This is a genomic window from Pseudomonas extremaustralis, from assembly GCF_900102035.1.
Lineage (GTDB): Bacteria > Pseudomonadota > Gammaproteobacteria > Pseudomonadales > Pseudomonadaceae > Aquipseudomonas > Aquipseudomonas extremaustralis.
The window spans coordinates 5,274,174-5,292,615 of the sequence record NZ_LT629689.1 but is presented as its reverse complement, the minus strand read 5'-3'; the positions used below and the strand labels follow the sequence as shown (position 1 = coordinate 5,292,615).

21 protein-coding genes are annotated in these 18,442 nt (G+C 62.5%); 11 read left to right on the top strand and 10 right to left on the bottom strand.

Translation table 11 applies throughout. The features are described 5' to 3' along the window. Nucleotides 1-6 precede the first annotated feature (6 nt). From metW to BLR63_RS24335, 5 genes are read left to right on the top strand one after another with little or no spacing between them, the layout of a single operon-like run. Entirely contained in the window at nucleotides 7-627 is a 621-nt protein-coding gene (gene metW / locus BLR63_RS24355) for a methionine biosynthesis protein MetW (RefSeq protein WP_010564393.1), read from the top strand. Nucleotides 628-648: 21 nt separating this feature from the next. Then, the gene (locus BLR63_RS24350; protein ID WP_010564394.1) at nucleotides 649-1,083 is read left to right on the top strand and encodes a DUF4426 domain-containing protein; all 435 of its coding nucleotides are present in this window, start codon (nucleotides 649-651) and stop codon (nucleotides 1,081-1,083) included. Next, a complete protein-coding gene (gene rdgB / locus BLR63_RS24345; RefSeq protein ID WP_010564395.1) occupies nucleotides 1,080-1,676 on the top strand; it encodes an RdgB/HAM1 family non-canonical purine NTP pyrophosphatase in 597 nt (198 codons plus the stop codon). The genes BLR63_RS24350 and rdgB overlap by 4 nt, the downstream gene beginning before the upstream one ends. Then, nucleotides 1,673-2,875 carry a radical SAM family heme chaperone HemW gene (hemW, locus tag BLR63_RS24340; RefSeq protein ID WP_010564396.1) on the top strand — a complete coding sequence of 401 codons (1,203 nt, stop codon included), beginning with the start codon at nucleotides 1,673-1,675 and terminating at the stop codon, nucleotides 2,873-2,875. Before rdgB ends, hemW begins: the two co-directional genes overlap by 4 nt. A 19-nt stretch (nucleotides 2,876-2,894) precedes the next feature. Further along, nucleotides 2,895-3,218 carry a DUF3392 domain-containing protein gene (locus BLR63_RS24335; RefSeq protein WP_003176691.1) on the top strand — a complete coding sequence of 108 codons (324 nt, stop codon included), beginning with the start codon at nucleotides 2,895-2,897 and terminating at the stop codon, nucleotides 3,216-3,218. 81 nt (nucleotides 3,219-3,299) lie between these two features. Here BLR63_RS24335 and trmB read toward each other — a convergent pair whose 3' ends face one another. The 4 genes from trmB to BLR63_RS24315 all read right to left on the bottom strand — a co-directional run bounded on the left by trmB (nucleotide 3,300) and on the right by BLR63_RS24315 (nucleotide 5,544). Further along, on the bottom strand, nucleotides 3,300-4,025 hold the full coding sequence (gene trmB / locus BLR63_RS24330; RefSeq protein ID WP_010564397.1) for a tRNA (guanosine(46)-N7)-methyltransferase TrmB: 726 nt from the start codon (nucleotides 4,023-4,025) through the stop codon (nucleotides 3,300-3,302). Between the two features lie 9 nt (nucleotides 4,026-4,034). Beyond that, complete coding sequence (locus tag BLR63_RS24325; RefSeq protein WP_010564398.1) at nucleotides 4,035-4,829, bottom strand: thiazole synthase; 795 nt, start codon at nucleotides 4,827-4,829, stop codon at nucleotides 4,035-4,037. A 65-nt stretch (nucleotides 4,830-4,894) separates the two neighbouring features. After that, complete coding sequence (gene thiS / locus BLR63_RS24320; RefSeq protein WP_010564399.1) at nucleotides 4,895-5,095, bottom strand: sulfur carrier protein ThiS; 201 nt, start codon at nucleotides 5,093-5,095, stop codon at nucleotides 4,895-4,897. Between the two features lie 71 nt (nucleotides 5,096-5,166). Further along, nucleotides 5,167-5,544, bottom strand: a complete 378-nt coding sequence (locus BLR63_RS24315; RefSeq protein ID WP_010564400.1) for a DUF423 domain-containing protein — start codon at nucleotides 5,542-5,544, stop codon at nucleotides 5,167-5,169. Nucleotides 5,545-5,618: 74 nt separating this feature from the next. Here BLR63_RS24315 and mtgA point away from each other — a divergent pair, with 74 nt between their 5' ends. After that, nucleotides 5,619-6,341, top strand: a complete 723-nt coding sequence (gene mtgA / locus BLR63_RS24310) for a monofunctional biosynthetic peptidoglycan transglycosylase (RefSeq protein ID WP_010564401.1) — start codon at nucleotides 5,619-5,621, stop codon at nucleotides 6,339-6,341. 107 nt (nucleotides 6,342-6,448) lie between these two features. On the opposite strand, the gene rpoH is transcribed toward mtgA, so the two are convergent. The 4 genes from rpoH to ftsY all read right to left on the bottom strand — a co-directional run bounded on the left by rpoH (nucleotide 6,449) and on the right by ftsY (nucleotide 10,400). Beyond that, nucleotides 6,449-7,303, bottom strand: a complete 855-nt coding sequence (gene rpoH, locus BLR63_RS24305; RefSeq protein WP_003176698.1) for an RNA polymerase sigma factor RpoH — start codon at nucleotides 7,301-7,303, stop codon at nucleotides 6,449-6,451. A 129-nt stretch (nucleotides 7,304-7,432) separates the two neighbouring features. Then, nucleotides 7,433-8,455: a permease-like cell division protein FtsX gene (gene ftsX, locus BLR63_RS24300; RefSeq protein ID WP_010564402.1), complete on the bottom strand. Its 1,023-nt coding sequence runs from the start codon at nucleotides 8,453-8,455 to the stop codon at nucleotides 7,433-7,435. Further along, nucleotides 8,452-9,123, bottom strand: a complete 672-nt coding sequence (gene ftsE, locus BLR63_RS24295; RefSeq protein ID WP_003176700.1) for a cell division ATP-binding protein FtsE — start codon at nucleotides 9,121-9,123, stop codon at nucleotides 8,452-8,454. Before ftsE ends, ftsX begins: the two co-directional genes overlap by 4 nt. Continuing rightward, a complete protein-coding gene (gene ftsY, locus BLR63_RS24290; protein WP_010564403.1) occupies nucleotides 9,120-10,400 on the bottom strand; it encodes a signal recognition particle-docking protein FtsY in 1,281 nt (426 codons plus the stop codon). Before ftsY ends, ftsE begins: the two co-directional genes overlap by 4 nt. Nucleotides 10,401-10,739: 339 nt before the next feature. Here ftsY and BLR63_RS24285 point away from each other — a divergent pair, with 339 nt between their 5' ends. From BLR63_RS24285 to BLR63_RS24270, 4 genes are all read left to right on the top strand, one after another. Beyond that, nucleotides 10,740-12,095 (top strand): M16 family metallopeptidase, encoded by a 1,356-nt coding sequence (locus tag BLR63_RS24285; protein WP_010564404.1) that lies wholly within the window; start codon nucleotides 10,740-10,742, stop codon nucleotides 12,093-12,095. Continuing rightward, nucleotides 12,088-13,578 carry a M16 family metallopeptidase gene (locus tag BLR63_RS24280; RefSeq protein ID WP_010564405.1) on the top strand — a complete coding sequence of 497 codons (1,491 nt, stop codon included), beginning with the start codon at nucleotides 12,088-12,090 and terminating at the stop codon, nucleotides 13,576-13,578. The genes BLR63_RS24285 and BLR63_RS24280 overlap by 8 nt, the downstream gene beginning before the upstream one ends. Beyond that, nucleotides 13,578-14,195 (top strand): 16S rRNA (guanine(966)-N(2))-methyltransferase RsmD, encoded by a 618-nt coding sequence (gene rsmD, locus BLR63_RS24275; RefSeq protein ID WP_010564406.1) that lies wholly within the window; start codon nucleotides 13,578-13,580, stop codon nucleotides 14,193-14,195. The genes BLR63_RS24280 and rsmD overlap by 1 nt, the downstream gene beginning before the upstream one ends. A gap of 69 nt (nucleotides 14,196-14,264) precedes the next feature. Continuing rightward, entirely contained in the window at nucleotides 14,265-15,257 is a 993-nt protein-coding gene (locus tag BLR63_RS24270) for a hydrolase (protein WP_010564407.1), read from the top strand. A gap of 31 nt (nucleotides 15,258-15,288) precedes the next feature. Here the strand turns inward: BLR63_RS24270 and BLR63_RS24265 are convergent, their stop codons facing one another. Next, nucleotides 15,289-16,143, bottom strand: a complete 855-nt coding sequence (locus BLR63_RS24265) for a sulfurtransferase (protein WP_010564408.1) — start codon at nucleotides 16,141-16,143, stop codon at nucleotides 15,289-15,291. A gap of 33 nt (nucleotides 16,144-16,176) precedes the next feature. Beyond that, nucleotides 16,177-16,848, bottom strand: coding sequence for a TetR/AcrR family transcriptional regulator (locus tag BLR63_RS24260; RefSeq protein ID WP_010564409.1), 672 nt, complete (start codon nucleotides 16,846-16,848; stop codon nucleotides 16,177-16,179). A gap of 146 nt (nucleotides 16,849-16,994) precedes the next feature. Between BLR63_RS24260 and BLR63_RS24255 the strand changes: the two genes are divergently transcribed. Further along, nucleotides 16,995-18,422 carry a coniferyl aldehyde dehydrogenase gene (locus BLR63_RS24255; RefSeq protein WP_010564410.1) on the top strand — a complete coding sequence of 476 codons (1,428 nt, stop codon included), beginning with the start codon at nucleotides 16,995-16,997 and terminating at the stop codon, nucleotides 18,420-18,422. The last annotated feature ends 20 nt before the right edge of the window (nucleotides 18,423-18,442 follow it).

Here is an 18,442-nt window from a genome sequence, read left to right as displayed (position 1 = left end):
AACGCCATGAGAGCCGACCTGGACATCATCCAAGACTGGATACCCGCCGGCAGCCGCGTGCTCGACCTTGGCTGCGGCGATGGCGAACTGCTGAGCTGGCTGCGCGACAACAAGCAAGTCACCGGCTACGGCCTGGAAAACGACCCGGACAACATCGCCCAGTGCGTGGCCAAGGGCATCAACGTGATCGAGCAGGACCTGGACAAGGGCCTGGGCAACTTTGCCAGCAACAGCTTCGACGTCGTGGTGATGACCCAGGCCCTGCAAGCGGTGCACTACCCGGACCGCATCCTCGACGAAATGCTGCGCGTGGGCCGCCAGTGCATCATCACCTTCCCCAACTTCGGCCACTGGCGCTGCCGCTGGTACCTGGCCACCAAGGGCCGCATGCCGGTCTCGGACTTCCTGCCCTATACCTGGTACAACACGCCGAACATCCACTTCTGCACCTTCGAAGACTTCGAAGCCCTGTGCAGCGAGCGTGAAGCCAAGGTGATCAACCGCCTGGCCGTCGATCAACAGCATCGCCATGGCTGGGCGAGCAAACTATGGCCTAACCTGTTGGGTGAAATCGGTATTTATCGGGTCAGCAGCCCTGGCCTGACGGACCACAAGATTGCCGTCTAACTATTTTCGAGGAGGACGAACATGAATCGCCTGGCTGTTTTTCTACTTACCGCGTGCCTGGGCGCCAGCGCCATGGCCGCCGACATCATCGACAGCAAGCGTCAAAAGGAATTTGGCGATATCACCGTGCACTACAACACCTTCACCTCCAGCTTCCTGCAACCGGAAACGGCCCAGGCGGTGGGTGTGGTGCGCAGCAAGAACAAAGGCTTGATCAACGTGACCGTGATCAAGGGCGTCACGCCCGTGTCGGCGCAGGTGACCGGTACGGTCAAGGATTTGAGCGGCAAGAGCGAAATACTGACGTTCAAGCAAATTACCGAGAAAGGTGCGATCTATTACCTCGCCCCCTACTCCGTGCCTCAACAGGAAGTGCGAATTTTCACCATCAACGTTGAAACCGGCGGCAAGGCCCACGGTTTCAGTTTCAACCAGGAACTGTTTCCGGCGGAATGATGAAGCTTACTCAACTGGTACTGGCCAGCCATAACGCCGGCAAACTCAAAGAACTGCAGGCCATGCTCGGCGAATCCGTGCAACTGCGCTCGATCGGCGAATTCAGCCAGGTCGAGCCGGAAGAGACCGGCCTGTCGTTCGTCGAGAACGCCATCCTCAAGGCCCGCAACGCCGCACGCATCTCCGGCCTGCCGGCGCTGGCGGACGATTCGGGCCTGGCCGTGGACTTCCTTGGCGGCGCCCCTGGCATCTACTCGGCGCGTTATGCCGATGGCAAGGGCGACGCGGCCAACAACGCCAAACTGCTGGACGCACTCAAGGGTGTACCGGACGCCGAGCGCGGCGCGCAGTTCGTCTGCGTGCTGGCCCTGGTGCGGCATGCCGATGACCCGCTGCCGATCCTGTGCGAAGGGTTGTGGCACGGGCGCATCCTGCAGGCGGCCAGCGGTGAGCATGGGTTTGGCTACGACCCGCTGTTCTGGGTACCGGAGCGCAATGTCTCCAGCGCCGAACTGAGCCCGGCCGACAAGAACCAGATCAGCCACCGCGCCCGCGCCATGGCGTTGCTGCGCCAGCGCCTGGGTTTGAAATGACCCGGAACACCTCTGCGCAGCCGCTGATCCACGGCGGTGCGCAAACACCCCGGGCGCCCCTGCCCCATCTGCCGCCCCTGGCGCTGTATATCCATATCCCGTGGTGCGTGCGCAAATGCCCGTATTGCGACTTCAACTCCCATACCGCCAGCCCCGTATTGCCGGAAGAAGAATACGTCGACGCGCTGCTGGCCGACCTCGACCAGGACCTGCACGCTGTTCATGGCAGAACGCTGAGTTCGATCTTCTTTGGCGGCGGCACGCCCAGCCTGTTCAGCGCGGTGGCGTTGGGCCGTTTGCTCAAAGGCGTGGAAGCGCGCATCCCGTTTGCCGACGACATTGAGATCACCCTGGAAGCCAACCCCGGCACCTTCGAGCAAGAGAAGTTCGTGGCGTACCGCAAGCTGGGGATCAACCGGCTGTCCATCGGCATCCAGAGCTTCCAGCAGGCAAAGCTCGAGGCCCTGGGCCGCATCCACAACGGAGACGAAGCCGTGCGCGCCGCCGGCATGGCGCGCCAGGCCGGGTTCGACAACTTCAACCTGGACCTGATGCACGGGCTGCCCGATCAGTCCCTGGACGACGCCCTGAGCGACCTGCGCCAGGCGATCGCGCTAAAGCCCACGCATTTGTCCTGGTACCAACTGACCCTGGAACCCAACACCGTGTTCTGGAACCAGCCGCCGACGCTGCCGGAAGACGACACCCTGTGGGACATCCAGGAAGCCGGCCAGGCGCTGCTTGCCGAACACGGTTACGCACAATATGAAGTCTCGGCCTACGCCCAACCGGGCCGTGCGGCGCGGCATAACCTCAACTACTGGAGCTTTGGCGACTTTATCGGCATTGGCGCCGGCGCCCACGGCAAGCTCAGCCATCCGGACGGGCGCATCGTGCGCACCTGGAAGACCCGCGCGCCCAAGGACTACCTCAACCCGGCCAAAAGCTTCCTGGCCGGCGCGAACGAGCTGAGCAACGAAGAACTGCCGTTCGAGTTCCTGATGAACGCCCTGCGCCTGACCGAAGGGGTCGAAGCCAGACTCTACAGCGAACGTACCGGCCTCGACCTGGCGAGCCTGGACGCGGCACGCCGCGAGGCAGAACAAAGTGGCTTAATGCAGGTCGAACCGTCACGTCTGGCGGCCACCGACCGCGGGCAACTCTTTCTCAATGACCTGTTGCAGAAGTTTTTGAGCTGATCGCTCTTAAGGAAATCGAATGGATCTGGTACTCGACCTGCTCGCCACCGTATCCCGCTGGAGCCGCAGCAACCTGTCGGAAATCTCCCTGGCTCTCGTCGGCTGTTTGCTGGTGCTGTTCGGCGCCGACATCAAGGGCTGGGTGGAAGCACGCCTGGGCAGCATCGCCGGCGCGTTGCGCGTCCCGTTGATGGCATTGCTGTGCATGATCGGCAGCGGCGCGGCGTTGATCTACGCCACGCCGTGGATTGTGCGGGGGCTGAGCCAGTTCAATAACTACAGCCTGGCGCCGGTGCTGGTGGTGGTGCTGGTGTTGATTGGCGTCGTCGCCGACCGCCGCTGATCTCAAACCCAACACAAAAAAAATGTGGGAGGGGGCTGACCCCCTCCCACATTTCTTACCGCATTCCAAGCCAATGACTTGTTAGTCGACTTTCTCGAACTTCAGATCCCACACCCCATGCCCCAACCGCTCGCCACGACGCTCGAACTTGGTGACCGGGCGCTCGGCCGGACGTGGCACGCATTTGCCATCTTCGGCCAGGTTGCGGTAGCCGGGGGCGACGTTCATCACTTCCAGCATGTATTCCGCATAGGGTTCCCAGTCGGTAGCCATGTGCAGGACGCCGCCGACCTTGAGCTTGCTGCGCACCAGTTCCGCGAAGGAAGCCTGGACGATGCGGCGCTTGTGGTGACGGCTTTTGTGCCACGGGTCGGGGAAAAACAGCATCAGACGGTCGAGGCTGTTGTCGGCGATGCAGCGGTTGAGCACTTCGATCGCGTCGCAGTCATAGACCCGCAGGTTGGTCAGGCCTTGGGTCAGCACGCCGTTGAGCAGCGCACCGACACCCGGGCGGTGCACTTCCACACCGATGAAATCCTGTTCCGGCGCGGCGGCGGCCATTTCCAGCAGGGAGTGCCCCATGCCGAAGCCGATTTCCAGGGAGCGCGGGGCCGAACGGCCGAACACCTGGTCGTAGTCCACCGGCGCATCGGCCAGGGGCAGGACGAACAGTGGCGTGCCTTGTTCCAGGCCCTTTTGCTGGCCTTCGGTCATGCGACCGGCGCGCATCACAAAACTCTTGATGCGGCGGTGCTTGGACTCGTCGCCCTGTTCCACGGTGTTCGGCGTTTCGTTTGATTCAGTCATCAATGGCTCTTACTTGATCAGACCATCCAGCGGCGAAGAGGCGCTGGCGTAGAGTTTTTTCGGCATGCGACCGGCGAGGTAGGCCAGGCGGCCCGCGACGATTGCGTGTTTCATGGCTTCAGCCATCAGGATCGGTTGCTGGGCATGGGCGATGGCGGAGTTCATCAGCACCGCTTCGCAGCCCAGTTCCATCGCGATGGTGGCGTCGGACGCCGTGCCCACGCCGGCATCCACCAGCACCGGGATCTTGGCTTCTTCGAGGATGATCTGCAGGTTGTACGGATTGCAGATGCCCAGGCCGGAGCCGATCAGACCGGCCAGCGGCATCACGGCGATGCAGCCGATTTCAGCCAATTGGCGGGCGATGATCGGGTCGTCGCTGGTGTAGACCATCACGTCGAAGCCTTCCTTGACCAGCGTCTCGGCGGCCTTGAGGGTTTCGATCACGTTGGGGAACAGGGTTTTCTGGTCGGCCAGCACTTCCAGCTTCACCAGCTTGTGGCCGTCGAGCAGCTCGCGGGCCAGGCGGCAGGTGCGCACGGCTTCGATGGCGTCATAGCAACCGGCGGTGTTCGGCAGGAAGGTGTAGCGATCAGGCGACAGGACTTCGAGCAGGTTCGGCTCGCCTTCGATCTGGCCCAGGTTGGTGCGGCGCACGGCGAACGTGACGATCTCGGCGCCCGAGGCTTCGATGGCCAGGCGGGTTTCTTCCATGTCGCGGTACTTGCCGGTACCGACCAGCAGACGGGACTGGTAGGTACGGCCGGCCAGGACGAAGGGCTTGTCGCTACGAACGATGCTCATGGGAAATCCTCGGAATGGGGTGAGGTTCTGCAGAATCCGGATTGGCGCGCCTGGACGCCGGACGACTAGCCGCCGCCGATGGCGTGGACCACTTCGACCTGGTCGCCCTCGGCGAGCGCGGTCTCGGCGTGCTGGCTACGCGGGACGATATCCTGGTTGAGTTCCACTGCGACGCGACGCCCGGTCAGGTCCAGGCGGGTCAGCAGGGCCGCAACGGTTTCACCGTCGGGCAGTTCAAAGGATTCGCCGTTCAACTGAATGCGCATGCCACGGGCCGCCATCGTTTTTAGGGGCCAGCATTCTAGCCCGATCAACGGGGATGACCCAAGTCCTCCGGTCAGGCAGCCTGCAGGCGCCACGCCGCCAGACCAAGGAAAAACCAGCCCGACAGGAACGCCAGCCCGCCAAACGGCGTGATGATGCCCAGCTTGCTGATGCCGGTCATGGTCAGCACATACAGGCTGCCGGAGAACAACAGGATACCGATGCTGAAGGAGATGCCGGCCCACGTGACCAGTCGGCCAGGGATATGGGCGGCCAGCAACGCCACGCCGAACAGCGCGAGGGTGTGCACCAACTGGTAGGTCACGCCGGTGTGGAAGATCGTCAGGTACTCGGCGCTCAGGCGGCTTTTCAGGCCATGGGCGGCGAACGCACCGAGGGCGACACCGGTGAAGCCGAAAAAGGCAGCCAGCATCAGAAAGCTACGCAGCATGAGGAACTCCAGTCAGACTCATTGGGCAGGGTCTGTATAATGGCCCGCTCAACGGGTTCGGCCAAGCCATCTCTATGCTGCGTGTCCTCTTCAAACGCTTTCTCAATGTCGTGAAATGGTTTGCCATCGGCAGTGTGCTGCTGGTGCTGCTGTTGCGTGTCGTCCCGCCACCGTTCACCGCGCTGATGGTGGAGCGCAAGATCGAATCCTGGTTCGACGGCGAGCCCATTGACCTGCAGCGCACCTGGGTGCCGTGGGATCAGATCTCCGATGACCTCAAAGTGGCGGTGATGGCCGGCGAAGACCAGCGCTTCCCGCAGCATTGGGGCTTCGATTTCGGCGCGATCCAGGCGGCGCTGGCGCACAACGAGCGCGGTGGTTCGATCCGCGGTGCCAGTACGCTGAGCCAGCAGGTATCGAAAAACCTGTTCCTGTGGTCCGGTCGCAGCTATCTGCGCAAGGGCCTGGAAGCCTGGTTCACCGGGCTGATCGAAGTGCTGTGGCCCAAACAACGGATTCTTGAGGTGTACCTCAACAGCGTGGAATGGGACGAAGGTGTGTTTGGGGCCCAAGCGGCGGCGCAGCATCACTTTGGCGTGAGTGCCAAGGGCCTGTCCCTGCAGCAGGCCAGCTACCTGGCAGCGGTGTTGCCCAACCCTCGGGTGTGGAGCGCCAGCCATCCGACGGCGTATGTGGCGCGGCGGGCGGCGTGGATTCGCCAGCAGATGAGCCAGTTGGGTGGGAATGGCTATCTGGTGGAGTTGAACAATTCGCGCAAGGCGCCTTGGGCCGACTGACACAACACAAACAAATGTGGGAGGGGGCTTGCTCCCGATGGCGGTAGTTCAGTCACCTTGATGTCGACTGATACTCAGCTATCGGGAGCAAGCCCCCTCCCACAGTTTTAAGCGGCGATCGACAGTTTCAGCTTGTTCATCGCGCTTTTTTCAAGCTGGCGAATCCGCTCGGCCGACACGTTGTACTTCTGCGCCAGGTCGTGCAGCGTGGCTTTTTCTTCGGCCAGCCAGCGCTGGTAGAGAATGTCACGGCTGCGGTCGTCCAGCACTTCCAGCGCTTCGTGCAGGTTGTGGTTGGAGTTGTCGCTCCAATCGGCGTCTTCCAGTTGACGGGCCGGATCGTACCGGTGGTCTTCCAGATAGTTGGCCGGCGACTGGAAAGCACTGTCGTCGTCCGCTTCGGCGGCCGGGTCGAAGGCCATGTCATGGCCGGTCAGGCGGCTTTCCATCTCGCGCACTTCACGGGGCTCCACGCCGAGGCTTTCAGCCACGCGGTGGACTTCCTCGTTGTTCAGCCACGCCAGGCGTTTCTTCTGGCTGCGCAGGTTGAAGAACAGCTTGCGCTGGGCCTTGGTGGTGGCCACTTTCACGATGCGCCAGTTGCGCAGGATGAATTCGTGGATTTCCGCCTTGATCCAGTGCACGGCGAACGACACCAAGCGCACACCCATTTCAGGGTTGAAGCGTTTCACAGCCTTCATCAGGCCGACGTTGCCTTCTTGGATCAGGTCGGCCTGGGCCAGCCCGTAGCCGCTATAGCTACGGGCGATATGTACGACAAAACGCAGGTGGGCGAGCACCATCTGCCGAGCCGCCCCCAAATCCTGCTCATAGTAGAGACTCTCGGCCAGTTCACGCTCCTGCTCCGGCGTCAGCAATGGAATGCTGTTGACCGTGTGCACATAGGCTTCCAGGTTCGCACCCGGGACCAAGGCATAAGCAGGTTGCAAAGAAGTGGTCATACGAAAAAACCTCCGACTCACATAACTCGTGCAGTTCAGCACTGCGAAAATTGACCGGGAACCGTAGGACAAGTTCCCTAAACCACTGATACGGTCAATACAAACGAAACCACATTACCCTGACATTAACTACTTCGGCGCCAGCTCGCGTAAATGCCGTGCGACCGCAATCCACGCACCGATATACCCCAACAGGACCGCGCCAAGCAAGAGCGACAGACCATCGGCCACCGGCACCCCGGCCAGGGCAAAATCACTGCCATACAAGCCGGCCAGCCCGACGACCGCGTCGTTCAGCCAGTCGAGGCCGAACGCCAACAAGCCCCAGGACAAAATCCCCGCACCGAAGCCATAAAGCGCGCCCATGTACAGAAAAGGACGACGCACATAGCTGTCCGTGCCGCCGACGAGTTTAATCACTTCTATCTCGGTGCGACGGTTTTCAATATGAAGACGAATGGTATTACCTATCACCAAAAGTAATGCAGACACCAACAACACCGTCAGACCGAACACAAAACGGTCGCCCAGCTTGAGAATCGCTGCCAGGCGCTCCACCCAGACTAGATCAAGTTGCGCCTGTTGCACCTTGGGCATCTCTGCGAGTTTTTGTCGCAGGGCTTCCAGGGCCGGCTTGTCGACCTCATTCGGCGTCACCAGCACCACGCCTGGCAGCGGGTTCTGCGGCAACTCCTTGAGTGCCTCGCCCAGGCCGGACTGTTGCTGGAACTCCTCAAGGGCCTGATCGCGGCTGATGTACTCGGCATCCGCCACGCCGGGCAGGTTCTTGATCTCTTGGCGCAGGGCCTCACCGTCTTTGGCGCTGGCATCCAGGTGCAGGTACAGCGAAATCTGCGCCGCACGCTGCCAGGAGCCGCCCAGGCGCTCCACATTATTAAGCAGCAGCGACAAACCCATTGGCAGGCTCAAGGCCACCGCCATCACCAGGCAGGTGAAAAAGCTGCCGATCGGCTGTTTGCCCAGGCGACGCAGGCTGTCGAGCAGGCTCGCGCGATGGCTTTCGATCCAGGCGCGCAGCAGGGTGCCGAAATCCGGGCCGTCGTCTTCGTCGTGTTTTTTCTTTTTCGGTTGCGGGTCGGCCGGTTTCGGCGCCACGCGCTCGGAAACCTTGGGGCTGCGTGTCGCACTCATACGCCCGCCTCCCCGTCACCGATCAGGCGACCGCGTTGCAGGGTCAGCATGCGATGGCGCATGCGGGCGATCAGCGCCAGGTCGTGACTGGCGATCAATACGCTGGTGCCCAGGCGATTGATGTCTTCGAACACCCCCATGATCTCGGCCGCCAGGCGCGGGTCGAGGTTACCGGTGGGTTCGTCCGCCAGCAGCAAGGCCGGGCGGTGGACGATGGCGCGGGCGATGCCGACGCGCTGTTGCTGGCCGGTAGACAGGTCGCCGGGATAGAGGTCGGTCTTGTCCGACAACGCCACGCGCTCCAGCGCCGAGTCCACACGCTTGATGATTTCGGCCTTGGACAGCCCAAGGATCTGCAATGGCAGGGCAACGTTATTGAACACCGTGCGATCGAACAGCAACTGGTGGTTCTGGAACACCACGCCGATCTGGCGGCGCAGGAACGGAATCTGTGCATTGCTGATGGTGGCCAGGTCCTGGCCGGCCAGCAGCAGCTTGCCGGTGGTCGGGCGTTCCATGGCCAGCAGCAGGCGCAACAGGGTACTTTTGCCGGCGCCCGAATGGCCGGTGACAAACAAGAATTCGCCGCGACGCACTCGAAAACTCAGCTCATGCAAGCCGACATGCCCATTGGCATAGCGTTTACCGACCTGTTCGAATCGAATCATGAACGCTCCCGCTCGGCAAACAGTGCCTGGACAAAGGGCTCGGCTTCAAAGGTGCGCAGGTCGTCGATACCTTCACCGACGCCGATGTAGCGAATCGGCAACCCGAACTGTTTGGCCAGGGCGAAGATCACGCCGCCCTTGGCCGTGCCGTCGAGCTTAGTCAATGCCAGGCCGGTCAGTTGGACCGTCTGGTTGAATTGTTTGGCCTGGCTGATGGCGTTCTGGCCAGTACCGGCATCGAGCACCAGCAGCACCTCGTGCGGAGCGTCAGCGTCGAGCTTGCCGATCACGCGGCGCACTTTCTTCAGTTCTTCCATCAGGTTGTCTTTGGTGTGCAGGCGACCGGCGGTATCGGCGATCAGCACGTCGATGTTACGGGCCTTGGCGGCTTGCACGGCGTCGAAGATCACCGAGGCGGAATCGGCCCCGGTGTGCTGGGCGATCACCGGAATCTTGTTGCGCTCCCCCCAGACCTGCAACTGCTCCACGGCAGCGGCGCGGAAGGTGTCGCCGGCGGCGAGCATGACTTTCTTGCCTTCGGACTGCAGCTTCTTGGCCAGCTTGCCGATGGTGGTGGTCTTGCCGGCGCCGTTGACGCCCACCACCAGGATCACGAAGGGCTTCTTCGGCGTGATCACCAGCGGCGCTTCCACCGGTTTGAGCATGGCGGCCAGTTCAGCCTGCAGCGACTTGTACAGCGCATCGGCGTCGGTCAGTTGCTTGCGCGCGACCTTCTGGGTCAGGCTCTGGATGATCACGGCGGTGGCTTCGACGCCCACGTCGGCGGTCAGCAGACGGGTTTCGATGTCTTCGAGCAGTTCGTCATCGATGACCTTCTTGCCCAGGAACAGGCTGGCCATGCCTTCGCCGATGCTGGCGCTGGTTTTGCTCAGGCCTTGCTTGAGGCGGGCGAAGAATCCGGTTTTGCTGGTTTCGGCAGGCGCTGGTGCCGGCGCTTCGACGATGACCGGCTGCGGCTCAACCACCAGTGGAATCGGTGGCACTACATGCTCGGCCTGCACATCTTCAACCAGCGCTACGGGCTCTTCGGGCACCGGCAGTTGCGGCCATGGCGCATGCTCGGCCGTCGGCAACACGACCGGTGCCGGGGCCTCGGACACCGGTGCGGCGTCTACTTTGGGTTCAGGAATAGGCTCAGTGCGAACCTGCGGCTGTTCGACGACGGTTTCCTGCGGCTTTTTGCGCAGCCATCCGAACAGGCCTTTTTTCTCGCCAGCCGCAGCTGGGGTCTTCTTGTCGTCGTTGGAACCAAACATGGAGACGGCTATCTCAAGGTAGCGACGCGCCAGGGGCGCCTCGGTAAATAAAATTCAATGCAGAACAGACTGCTTTAACGCTCGCTTGTTCATGCGCAACATTCTGTAAGGCGTAAATAAAGGCCTCAACAAATCGATTCAATATAGGACTGAAGCGATAAAATCGGCGAAAAATGGAAGATCGTCGGGGAAAACCGCCGCGAACACCAACAACCCTACAACTGAAACCAGAACCATATGACGACCACAGTGGCCGTCCACAAATCGGATCAGTATCCTAGCACCTCCTCGCCCGCCGACGCTAAGACCAAGCGGGCAGCCCAACAGGTTTAAAAACGAATGAATGCTCTAGCCCGCCGCGCCGCAGGCCTGCTGCTCAGCACAGTTTGTCTGCCCCTCTCAGCCCTGGCTGCCGACCCACAACCCACCCATGAATTCACCCTGGATAACGGCCTCAAAGTGGTCGTGCGCGAAGATCATCGCGCGCCGGTGGTGGTTTCCCAGGTCTGGTACAAAGTCGGCTCGAGCTACGAAACCCCGGGCCAGACCGGTTTGTCCCACGCCCTGGAACACATGATGTTCAAGGGCAGCGCCAAGGTCGGCCCCGGCGAAGCCTCGCTGATCCTGCGCGACCTGGGCGCCGAAGAGAACGCCTTCACCAGCGACGACTACACCGCCTACTACCAGGTGCTGGCCCGCGACCGCCTGGGCGTCGCCTTTGAGCTCGAAGCCGACCGCATGGCCAGCCTGCGCCTGCCGGCCGATGAGTTCAGCCGCGAAATCGAGGTGATCAAGGAAGAGCGCCGCCTGCGCACCGACGATAACCCGATGTCCAAGGCCTACGAGCGCTTCAAGGCCATGGCCTTCCCGGCCAGCGGCTACCACACGCCGACCATCGGCTGGATGGCCGACCTGAACCGCATGAAGGTCGAGGAACTGCGCCACTGGTACCAATCCTGGTACGTGCCGAACAACGCCACCCTGGTGGTGGTCGGCGACGTGACCCCGGACGAGGTGAAGACCCTGGCCCAGCGCTACTTCGGCCCGATCCCCAAGCGTGACGTGCCGCCGGCGAAGATTCCGCTGGAACTGGCCGAGCCCGGCGAGCGCCTGTTGACGATGCATGTGCAGACCCAACTGCCGAGCGTGATCCTGGGCTTCAACGTGCCGGGCCTGGCCACTGCCGAAGACAAGCGCTCGGTACAAGCCCTGCGCCTGCTCTCGGCACTGCTGGACGGCGGCTACAGCGCGCGCATTTCGGAACGGCTCGAACGCGGTGAAGAGCTGGTCTCCTCCGCCTCCACCCGCTACGACGCCTACACCCGCGGTGACAGCCTGTTCACCCTGAGCGCCACACCGAACCAGCAGAAGAAAAAGACCATCGCACAAGCCGAAGCCGGCCTGTGGCGCCTGCTGGAAGAACTCAAAGCCAAGCCGCCGACCGCCGAGGAACTGGAACGTATCCGCGCCCAGGTCATTGCCGGCCTGGTCTACCAACGCGATTCGATCACCAGCCAGGCGACCGCCATCGGTTCCCTGGAAACCGTCGGCCTGTCCTGGAAACTGATGGATACCGAACTGGCCGACCTGCAAAGCGTGACCCCGGACGATATCCAGAAGGCCGCACGTACCTATTTCACCCGCGAACGTCTCAGCGTCGCCCATGTCCTGCCTGAGGAGACCGCTCATGAGTGATCGCAAAAGCAGCCGCCTGATCCTGCCCGGACTGATCGCCGTCACCCTGATCGCGGCGAGTGCCGTGTATTTCCTGCGCCCAAGCGAATCCGTCGCCAGCCCGGCGCTGGAAAAAGCCCAGTCGACCCGCACCCTGCAATCCCTGGCGGAGCTGGACGACAAGGCGCCGACCAACCGTAAGCTCGACGTGCAAAGCTGGACCACCGCCGAAGGCGCCAAGGTGCTGTTTGTCGAGGCCCATGAACTGCCGATGTTCGACATGCGCATCCTGTTCGCCGCCGGCAGCAGCCAGGACGGCAACGTGCCGGGCCTGGCGCTGATGACCAACGCCATGCTCAACGAAGGCATACCGGGCAAGAACGTCAGCCAGATCGCCAGTGGCTTCGAAGGGCTGGGTGCCGACTTCAGCAACGGCGCTTACCGCGACATGGCATTGGTGTCCCTGCGCAGCCTGAGCGAGCGCGACAAACGCGACGCCGCCCTGGCGCTGTTTGACCAAGTGATCGGCAAGCCGACCTTCCCCGCCGACTCCCTGGAGCGGATCAAGAACCAGATCCTCGCAGGCTTCGAGTACCAGAAGCAGAACCCCGGCAAACTGGCGAGCATCGAGCTGTTCAAGCGCCTGTATGGCGATCACCCCTACGCGCACCCGAGCGAAGGCACGCCCGAAAGCGTACCGAAGATTACCCTCGCCCAATTGCAGGGGTTCCACGCCAAGGCTTATGCCGCCGGTAACGCGGTGATTGCGGTGGTGGGCGACCTGACCCGCGCCGAAGCCGAGGCCGTGACCGCCAAGGTGTCGGCATCGCTGCCCAAGGGCCCGGCCCTGGCGAAGATCGCCCAGCCGACCGAACCCAAGGCCGGCCTGAGCCATATCGAGTTTCCGTCCAAACAGACCCACCTGTTGTTCGCCCAGTTGGGCATCGACCGTGCCGACCCGGACTACGCCGCCCTGTCCCTGGGCAACCAGATCCTCGGCGGCGGTGGCTTCGGCACCCGCTTGATGAGTGAAGTGCGCGAGAAACGTGGCCTGACCTATGGCGTCTACTCCGGCTTCTCGCCCATGCAGGTGCGCGGCCCGTTCATGATCAACCTACAGACCCGCGCCGAAATGAGCGGCGGCACCCTGCGCCTGGTCGAAGACGTGCTGGCCGACTATCTCAAGACCGGCCCGACCCAGAAAGAACTGGACGACGCCAAGCGCGAACTGGCCGGCAGCTTCCCGCTGTCCACCGCGAGTAACGCCGATATCGTCGGGCAGTTGGGCGCCATGGGTTTCTACAACCTGCCGTTGACCTATCTGGAAGATTTCATGAAACAATCCCAGGCCCTGACCGTAGAGCAGGTCAAGGCTGCCTTGAACAAACACTTGAGCGCCGACAAGATGGTCATCGTGACCGCCGGCCCGACGATTGCGCAAAAGCCACTACCGCCCCCCACTGATAAACCTGCCGAGCAGCCGCTCGGGGTTCCGGAGCATTAATGGCCAGTTCATCTCGCCCGAAAAAACCTGTCCACAACGTGCATAACGGTGTGGGCCAACTGCGCATCATTGGCGGCGAATGGGGCAGCCGCAAGCTGAGCTTCCCCGACGTCGTGGGCCTGCGCCCGACGCCCGATCGCGTGCGCGAAACCCTGTTCAACTGGCTCGCGCCGTACATCGGCGGGGCCAAGGTGCTGGACCCGTTCGCCGGCAGCGGCGCGCTGTTCCTGGAGGCGCTGTCCCGTGGCGCAGCCCAGGCCCAGGCGCTGGATGCCAGCAATGTGGCGGTTTCCAGCCTCAAGGAACACCTGGGCACCCTGCGCTGCACCAACGGCCAGGTGCAGACCGCCGATGCCCTGCGCTACCTGGAAACCCAGGCGGCCAGTGAATACGACGTGGTGTTCCTCGATCCGCCCTTCAACCAGAACCTGCTGCCGACCGTGTGCGCCTTGCTGGAAGAGCGCCAATGGCTGGCGCCGGATGCATGGATCTACACTGAGAGCGAAACCGCGCCCTCGACCCTGGGCCTGCCAGGCGCCTGGCGCCTGCATCGGGAGCAGAAGTCCGGGCGGGTGTATTACGCGTTGTGGCATCGATTGGTCGAAAGCGCCGCATAACTGCCAGGCAGACCGCTTGTTGTGGCGAGCGAGCTTGCTACAACAGGCGTGCTTGCCACCGAGATATTCATGACCCCTTCCAACCGCTTCATCCCCGCCTTCGGCCTCGGCAACCCCCATCTGCAAACGCTGTGGGGACCGCTGTGGCGCCCCACTACCCATATCGAACGCCAACGCGAACGCCTGTGGCTGGAAGACGGCGACTTTCTCGACCTCGACTGGCACGGCCCCCACGATGCCCAAGCGCCGTTGGTGCTGGTGTTGCACGGGTTGACCGGCTCGTCCAACTCGCCTTACGTGGCCGGCCTGCAAAAAGCCCTTGCCGCCCAGGGCTGGGCCAGCGCGGCCTTGAACTGGCGCGGTTGCTCGGGCGAGCCGAACCTGTTGGCACGCAGCTATCACTCGGGCGCCAGCGAAGACCTGGCGGCGGCGATCGCGCACCTGCACGCCAAACGGCCACTGGCGCCGTTGTATGCGGTGGGTTATTCCCTGGGCGGCAACGTGCTGCTCAAGCACTTGGGGGAAACCGGCGAAGCATCGGGGCTGCAAGGCGCGGCGGCGGTATCGGTACCGTTTCGCCTGGATCAATGCGCGGACCGCATCGGGCTGGGTTTTTCGCGGGTTTATCAAAAGCACTTCATGCGTGAAATGCTCGCGTATATCCGCGTCAAACAACGTCGTTTTTTGCAGGACGGTCGTGCCGACGGGCTGAAAACCCTGGAAGCCCTCGGCTCATTGGAGAAGATGCGCACGTTCTGGGACTTCGATGGCCGGGTCACCGCGCCATTGCATGGTTTCTTGAGTGCCGAGGACTATTACCGCCGCGCCTCGAGCCGTTACTACCTGGGCGCGATCCGTACGCCGACCCTGATCATCCAGGCGGCGGACGACCCGTTCGTCTTCGCCCACAGCTTGCCCGAGGCCAGCGAGTTGTCGGCTTGCACCGAGTTCGAATTGCTGGCCAAGGGCGGGCACGTAGGGTTTGTCGACGGTTCGCTGAGGCGCCCCGGCTACTACCTGGAGCGGAGAATCCCCCAATGGTTAGCGGCACAACACCGCTAAACCTGCGGGGGCCGGCTTACTCGCCGGTCACTCAATCGCCGGTAGCGATCGGCCGCGCCGGATCGGTAATCCACTCGCTCCACGACCCTGCATACAACTTGCCCAACGGATAACCCGCCAGGCTCAAGGCGAACAGGTTGTGGCACGCCGTCACGCCCGAGCCGCAATACGCCACCAGTTCATCCGGCGAGCGCCCCTGCAATTGGGCGGCGAAGCGTTGCCGGAGTTGCTCTGCCGGGAGGAAACGGCCGTCGCTGCCCAGGTTTTCATTGAAGGCCGCGCACTGCGCCCCGGGAATGTGCCCGGCTACCGGATCGATGGGCTCCACGTCGCCGCGAAAACGCGGCTGGGCGCGAGCATCGATAAGGGTCAGGCCGGGTTGACCGAGGCGTTTTTGCAGGTGTTCGGCATCCAGCACCAGGCGATGGTCCGGCGTACCGACAAAGGTGCCCGGCTCGATCACCGGCGCGTCCAGGCTCAGGGGGAAACCGGCGGCGTGCCAGGCCCTGAGGCCACCGTCGAGAATGAACACGCCGTCACGCTTGCCCAGCCAGGCCAGCAACCACCAGGCACGGGCGGCAAAGGCACCGGGGCCGTCGTCGTAAAGCACCACGTCGGCATCGGCATTGATGCCCCAGACCCGCAGTTGCTCGACGAACGTATCCGCCGCCGGTAACGGGTGGCGCCCGGTCACGCCCTTGGCCACGGGGCCGCTGAGATGGCGCTCCAGGTCAGCGTATTGCGCGCCTTCTATATGCCCTTCGCTATAGCTGCAACGCCCGTAGTCCGGGTCTTCCAGGGCAAAACGGCAATCCAGGATCACCAGGCCCGCCGACTTCTGGCGCTCGGCCAATTGCTGGGGGTTGATCAGTTGAGCAAGCGACATGACGGACTCCTGTGAACAGATTCGGGAAAGGTTCTACTTCACGTCTTCCAGTGCCTGATTCAACGGCACGTAAAACTCCTTGAACAATGCATCCACCGCCGCCCTCGCCTGGGGCGTGACAAACCCCGCCTCCAGCACCAGCACCTGATACACCCCGCGCTTGATCGCTTCGGCGCTCAAATGGGCGGAGTTTTCATTGGTGGTGCACAGGAAACGCACCCAGGAGGTGAGGATGATCCAGGCATTGAGGGTCAGGGCTTCGGTCTGCACCGGGTCCATGCTGAGGATGCCCGCATCGACGAATCCCTGGTAAATGGCGTTGCCCTGGATCAGGCAGCGCTGGGAAAACCGCCGGTAGCCGGTGGCCAGTTCCGGGTCGCTTTCCAGCAGGTGTTCGAGGTCGCGGTGCAGGAAACGGTAACGCCACATGCCAGCCAGCACGGCCTGCAGGTAGAAACGTTTGTCCTCCACCTGCATGGCGCGCCCCTGGGGCGGGCGCAGAAAACTGTCCACCAGGGCTTCGTATTCGCGGAACAGCACGGCGATGATCGCCTGCTTGTTGGGGAAGTGGTAGTACAGGTTGCCCGGCGAAATTTCCATGTGGGCGGCAATATGGTTGGTGCTCACACTGCGCTCGCCCTGCTGGTTAAAAAGCTCCAGGCTGGTTTGCACAATGCGCTCGCTGGTCTTTACTCGTGGTGCCATAGGGGATCAGCTTCTATACACGTGATGGGGCATCTTACGGCCTATCCTTGTCGGGATAAATCAGCATGTCGCAGCGATGTCATTTGACAATTTAGAGCAATGACTCTAAAAATTCACGCAGACCTATAACAATCGGGAACTGCGCCATGTCTGCCACCGCTGCCTATCTGCAAGAGTCCCAGGCGCTGGACCACCTCCAGACGCTGTTCGACGCCCAGCGCCGCGCCTACGCCGCCAACCCGATGCCACCGGCCGCGCAACGCCAGCAGTGGCTCAAGGCCCTGCGCGAGATACTCAGCGACGAACGCCAGGCGCTGATTGACGCAATCAGCCAGGATTTCAGCCACCGCAGCGCAGACGAAACCCTGTTCGCCGAACTGATGCCCAGCCTGCACGGCATTCATTACGCCAGCAAACACCTCAACGGCTGGATGAAACCGTCCCGCCGCGCTGTAGGCATCGCCTTCCAGCCCGCGTCGGCCAAAGTCATCTACCAACCGCTGGGCGTGGTCGGCGTGATCGTGCCCTGGAACTACCCGCTGTACCTGGCCATCGGCCCACTGGTCGGGGCGTTGGCCGCCGGTAACCGGGTCATGCTCAAGCTCAGCGAATCCACGCCCGCCACCGGCGAATTGCTCAAGACACTGCTGGCGAAAGTCTTCCCCGAAGACCTGGTGTGCGTGGTACTCGGCGAGGCCGACGTGGGCATGGCCTTTTCCAAGCTGCGCTTCGATCACCTGTTGTTCACCGGCGCCACCAGCATCGGCAAGCATGTGATGCGCGCCGCAGCCGAACACCTGACTCCGGTCACCCTGGAGTTGGGCGGCAAGTCGCCGGCTATCGTCTCCGCCGATGTGCCGCTCAAGGACGCCGCCGAACGCATCGCCTTCGGCAAGGCCTTGAATGCCGGGCAAACCTGCGTGGCACCCGACTACGTGCTGGTGCCGGAAGATCGCGTCGACGGCTTCGTCGAGGCCTACAGCAAGGCGGTTCGCGGTTTTTATCCGACACTGGCCAATAACCCGGACTACACCGCCATCATCAACGAGCGTCAGTTGGCCCGGCTCAATGCCTACATCAAGGACGCCACCGACAAGGGCGCCACCCTGGTCCCGCTGTACGACCAGGGCCAGGCACGGCGCATGGCCCACAGCCTGTTGTTGAATGTCAGCGACGACATGACCGTGATGCAGGACGAGATTTTCGGCCCGGTGCTGCCGATCGTGCCTTATCGTGGCATCGACCAAGCCTTTGCCTACATCAACCAGCGCCCTCGCCCGCTGGCGTTGTATTACTTCGGCTACAACAAGCGCGAACAAAATCGCGTACTCCACGAAACCCATTCGGGCGGCGTGTGCCTGAACGACACCCTCCTGCACGTGGCCCAGGACGACATGCCCTTTGGCGGCATCGGCCCGTCGGGCATGGGCCACTACCACGGCCACGAAGGCTTCCTCACGTTCAGCAAAGCCAAGGGCGTGCTGGTGAAACAACGCCTGAACGCGGCGAAGTTGATTTACCCGCCTTACGGCAAGGCCATCCAGAAGTTGATCCAGAAGCTGTTCGTCCGCTGACACCGCCACCTACGGGATAA

Excerpts from the sequence above, each read along its gene's own strand:
- BLR63_RS24315 (WP_010564400.1), bottom strand. The coding sequence starts at position 5,544 with ATGCTGCGTAGCTTTCTGATGCTGGCTGCCTTTTTCGGCTTCACCGGT.
- rdgB (WP_010564395.1), top strand. The coding sequence starts at position 1,080 with ATGATGAAGCTTACTCAACTGGTACTGGCCAGCCATAACGCCGGCAAA.
- BLR63_RS24350 (WP_010564394.1), top strand. The coding sequence starts at position 649 with ATGAATCGCCTGGCTGTTTTTCTACTTACCGCGTGCCTGGGCGCCAGC.
- BLR63_RS24280 (WP_010564405.1), top strand. The coding sequence starts at position 12,088 with ATGAGTGATCGCAAAAGCAGCCGCCTGATCCTGCCCGGACTGATCGCC.
- mtgA (WP_010564401.1), top strand. The coding sequence starts at position 5,619 with ATGCTGCGTGTCCTCTTCAAACGCTTTCTCAATGTCGTGAAATGGTTT.
- rpoH (WP_003176698.1), bottom strand. The coding sequence starts at position 7,303 with ATGACCACTTCTTTGCAACCTGCTTATGCCTTGGTCCCGGGTGCGAAC.
- BLR63_RS24260 (WP_010564409.1), bottom strand. The coding sequence starts at position 16,848 with ATGGCACCACGAGTAAAGACCAGCGAGCGCATTGTGCAAACCAGCCTG.
- trmB (WP_010564397.1), bottom strand. The coding sequence starts at position 4,025 with ATGACTGAATCAAACGAAACGCCGAACACCGTGGAACAGGGCGACGAG.
- BLR63_RS24335 (WP_003176691.1), top strand. The coding sequence starts at position 2,895 with ATGGATCTGGTACTCGACCTGCTCGCCACCGTATCCCGCTGGAGCCGC.
- ftsX (WP_010564402.1), bottom strand. The coding sequence starts at position 8,455 with ATGAGTGCGACACGCAGCCCCAAGGTTTCCGAGCGCGTGGCGCCGAAA.
- hemW (WP_010564396.1), top strand. The coding sequence starts at position 1,673 with ATGACCCGGAACACCTCTGCGCAGCCGCTGATCCACGGCGGTGCGCAA.
- rsmD (WP_010564406.1), top strand. The coding sequence starts at position 13,578 with ATGGCCAGTTCATCTCGCCCGAAAAAACCTGTCCACAACGTGCATAAC.
- BLR63_RS24285 (WP_010564404.1), top strand. The coding sequence starts at position 10,740 with ATGAATGCTCTAGCCCGCCGCGCCGCAGGCCTGCTGCTCAGCACAGTT.
- BLR63_RS24325 (WP_010564398.1), bottom strand. The coding sequence starts at position 4,829 with ATGAGCATCGTTCGTAGCGACAAGCCCTTCGTCCTGGCCGGCCGTACC.
- metW (WP_010564393.1), top strand. The coding sequence starts at position 7 with ATGAGAGCCGACCTGGACATCATCCAAGACTGGATACCCGCCGGCAGC.
- BLR63_RS24255 (WP_010564410.1), top strand. The coding sequence starts at position 16,995 with ATGTCTGCCACCGCTGCCTATCTGCAAGAGTCCCAGGCGCTGGACCAC.
- ftsE (WP_003176700.1), bottom strand. The coding sequence starts at position 9,123 with ATGATTCGATTCGAACAGGTCGGTAAACGCTATGCCAATGGGCATGTC.
- thiS (WP_010564399.1), bottom strand. The coding sequence starts at position 5,095 with ATGCGCATTCAGTTGAACGGCGAATCCTTTGAACTGCCCGACGGTGAA.
- BLR63_RS24270 (WP_010564407.1), top strand. The coding sequence starts at position 14,265 with ATGACCCCTTCCAACCGCTTCATCCCCGCCTTCGGCCTCGGCAACCCC.
- BLR63_RS24265 (WP_010564408.1), bottom strand. The coding sequence starts at position 16,143 with ATGTCGCTTGCTCAACTGATCAACCCCCAGCAATTGGCCGAGCGCCAG.
- ftsY (WP_010564403.1), bottom strand. The coding sequence starts at position 10,400 with ATGTTTGGTTCCAACGACGACAAGAAGACCCCAGCTGCGGCTGGCGAG.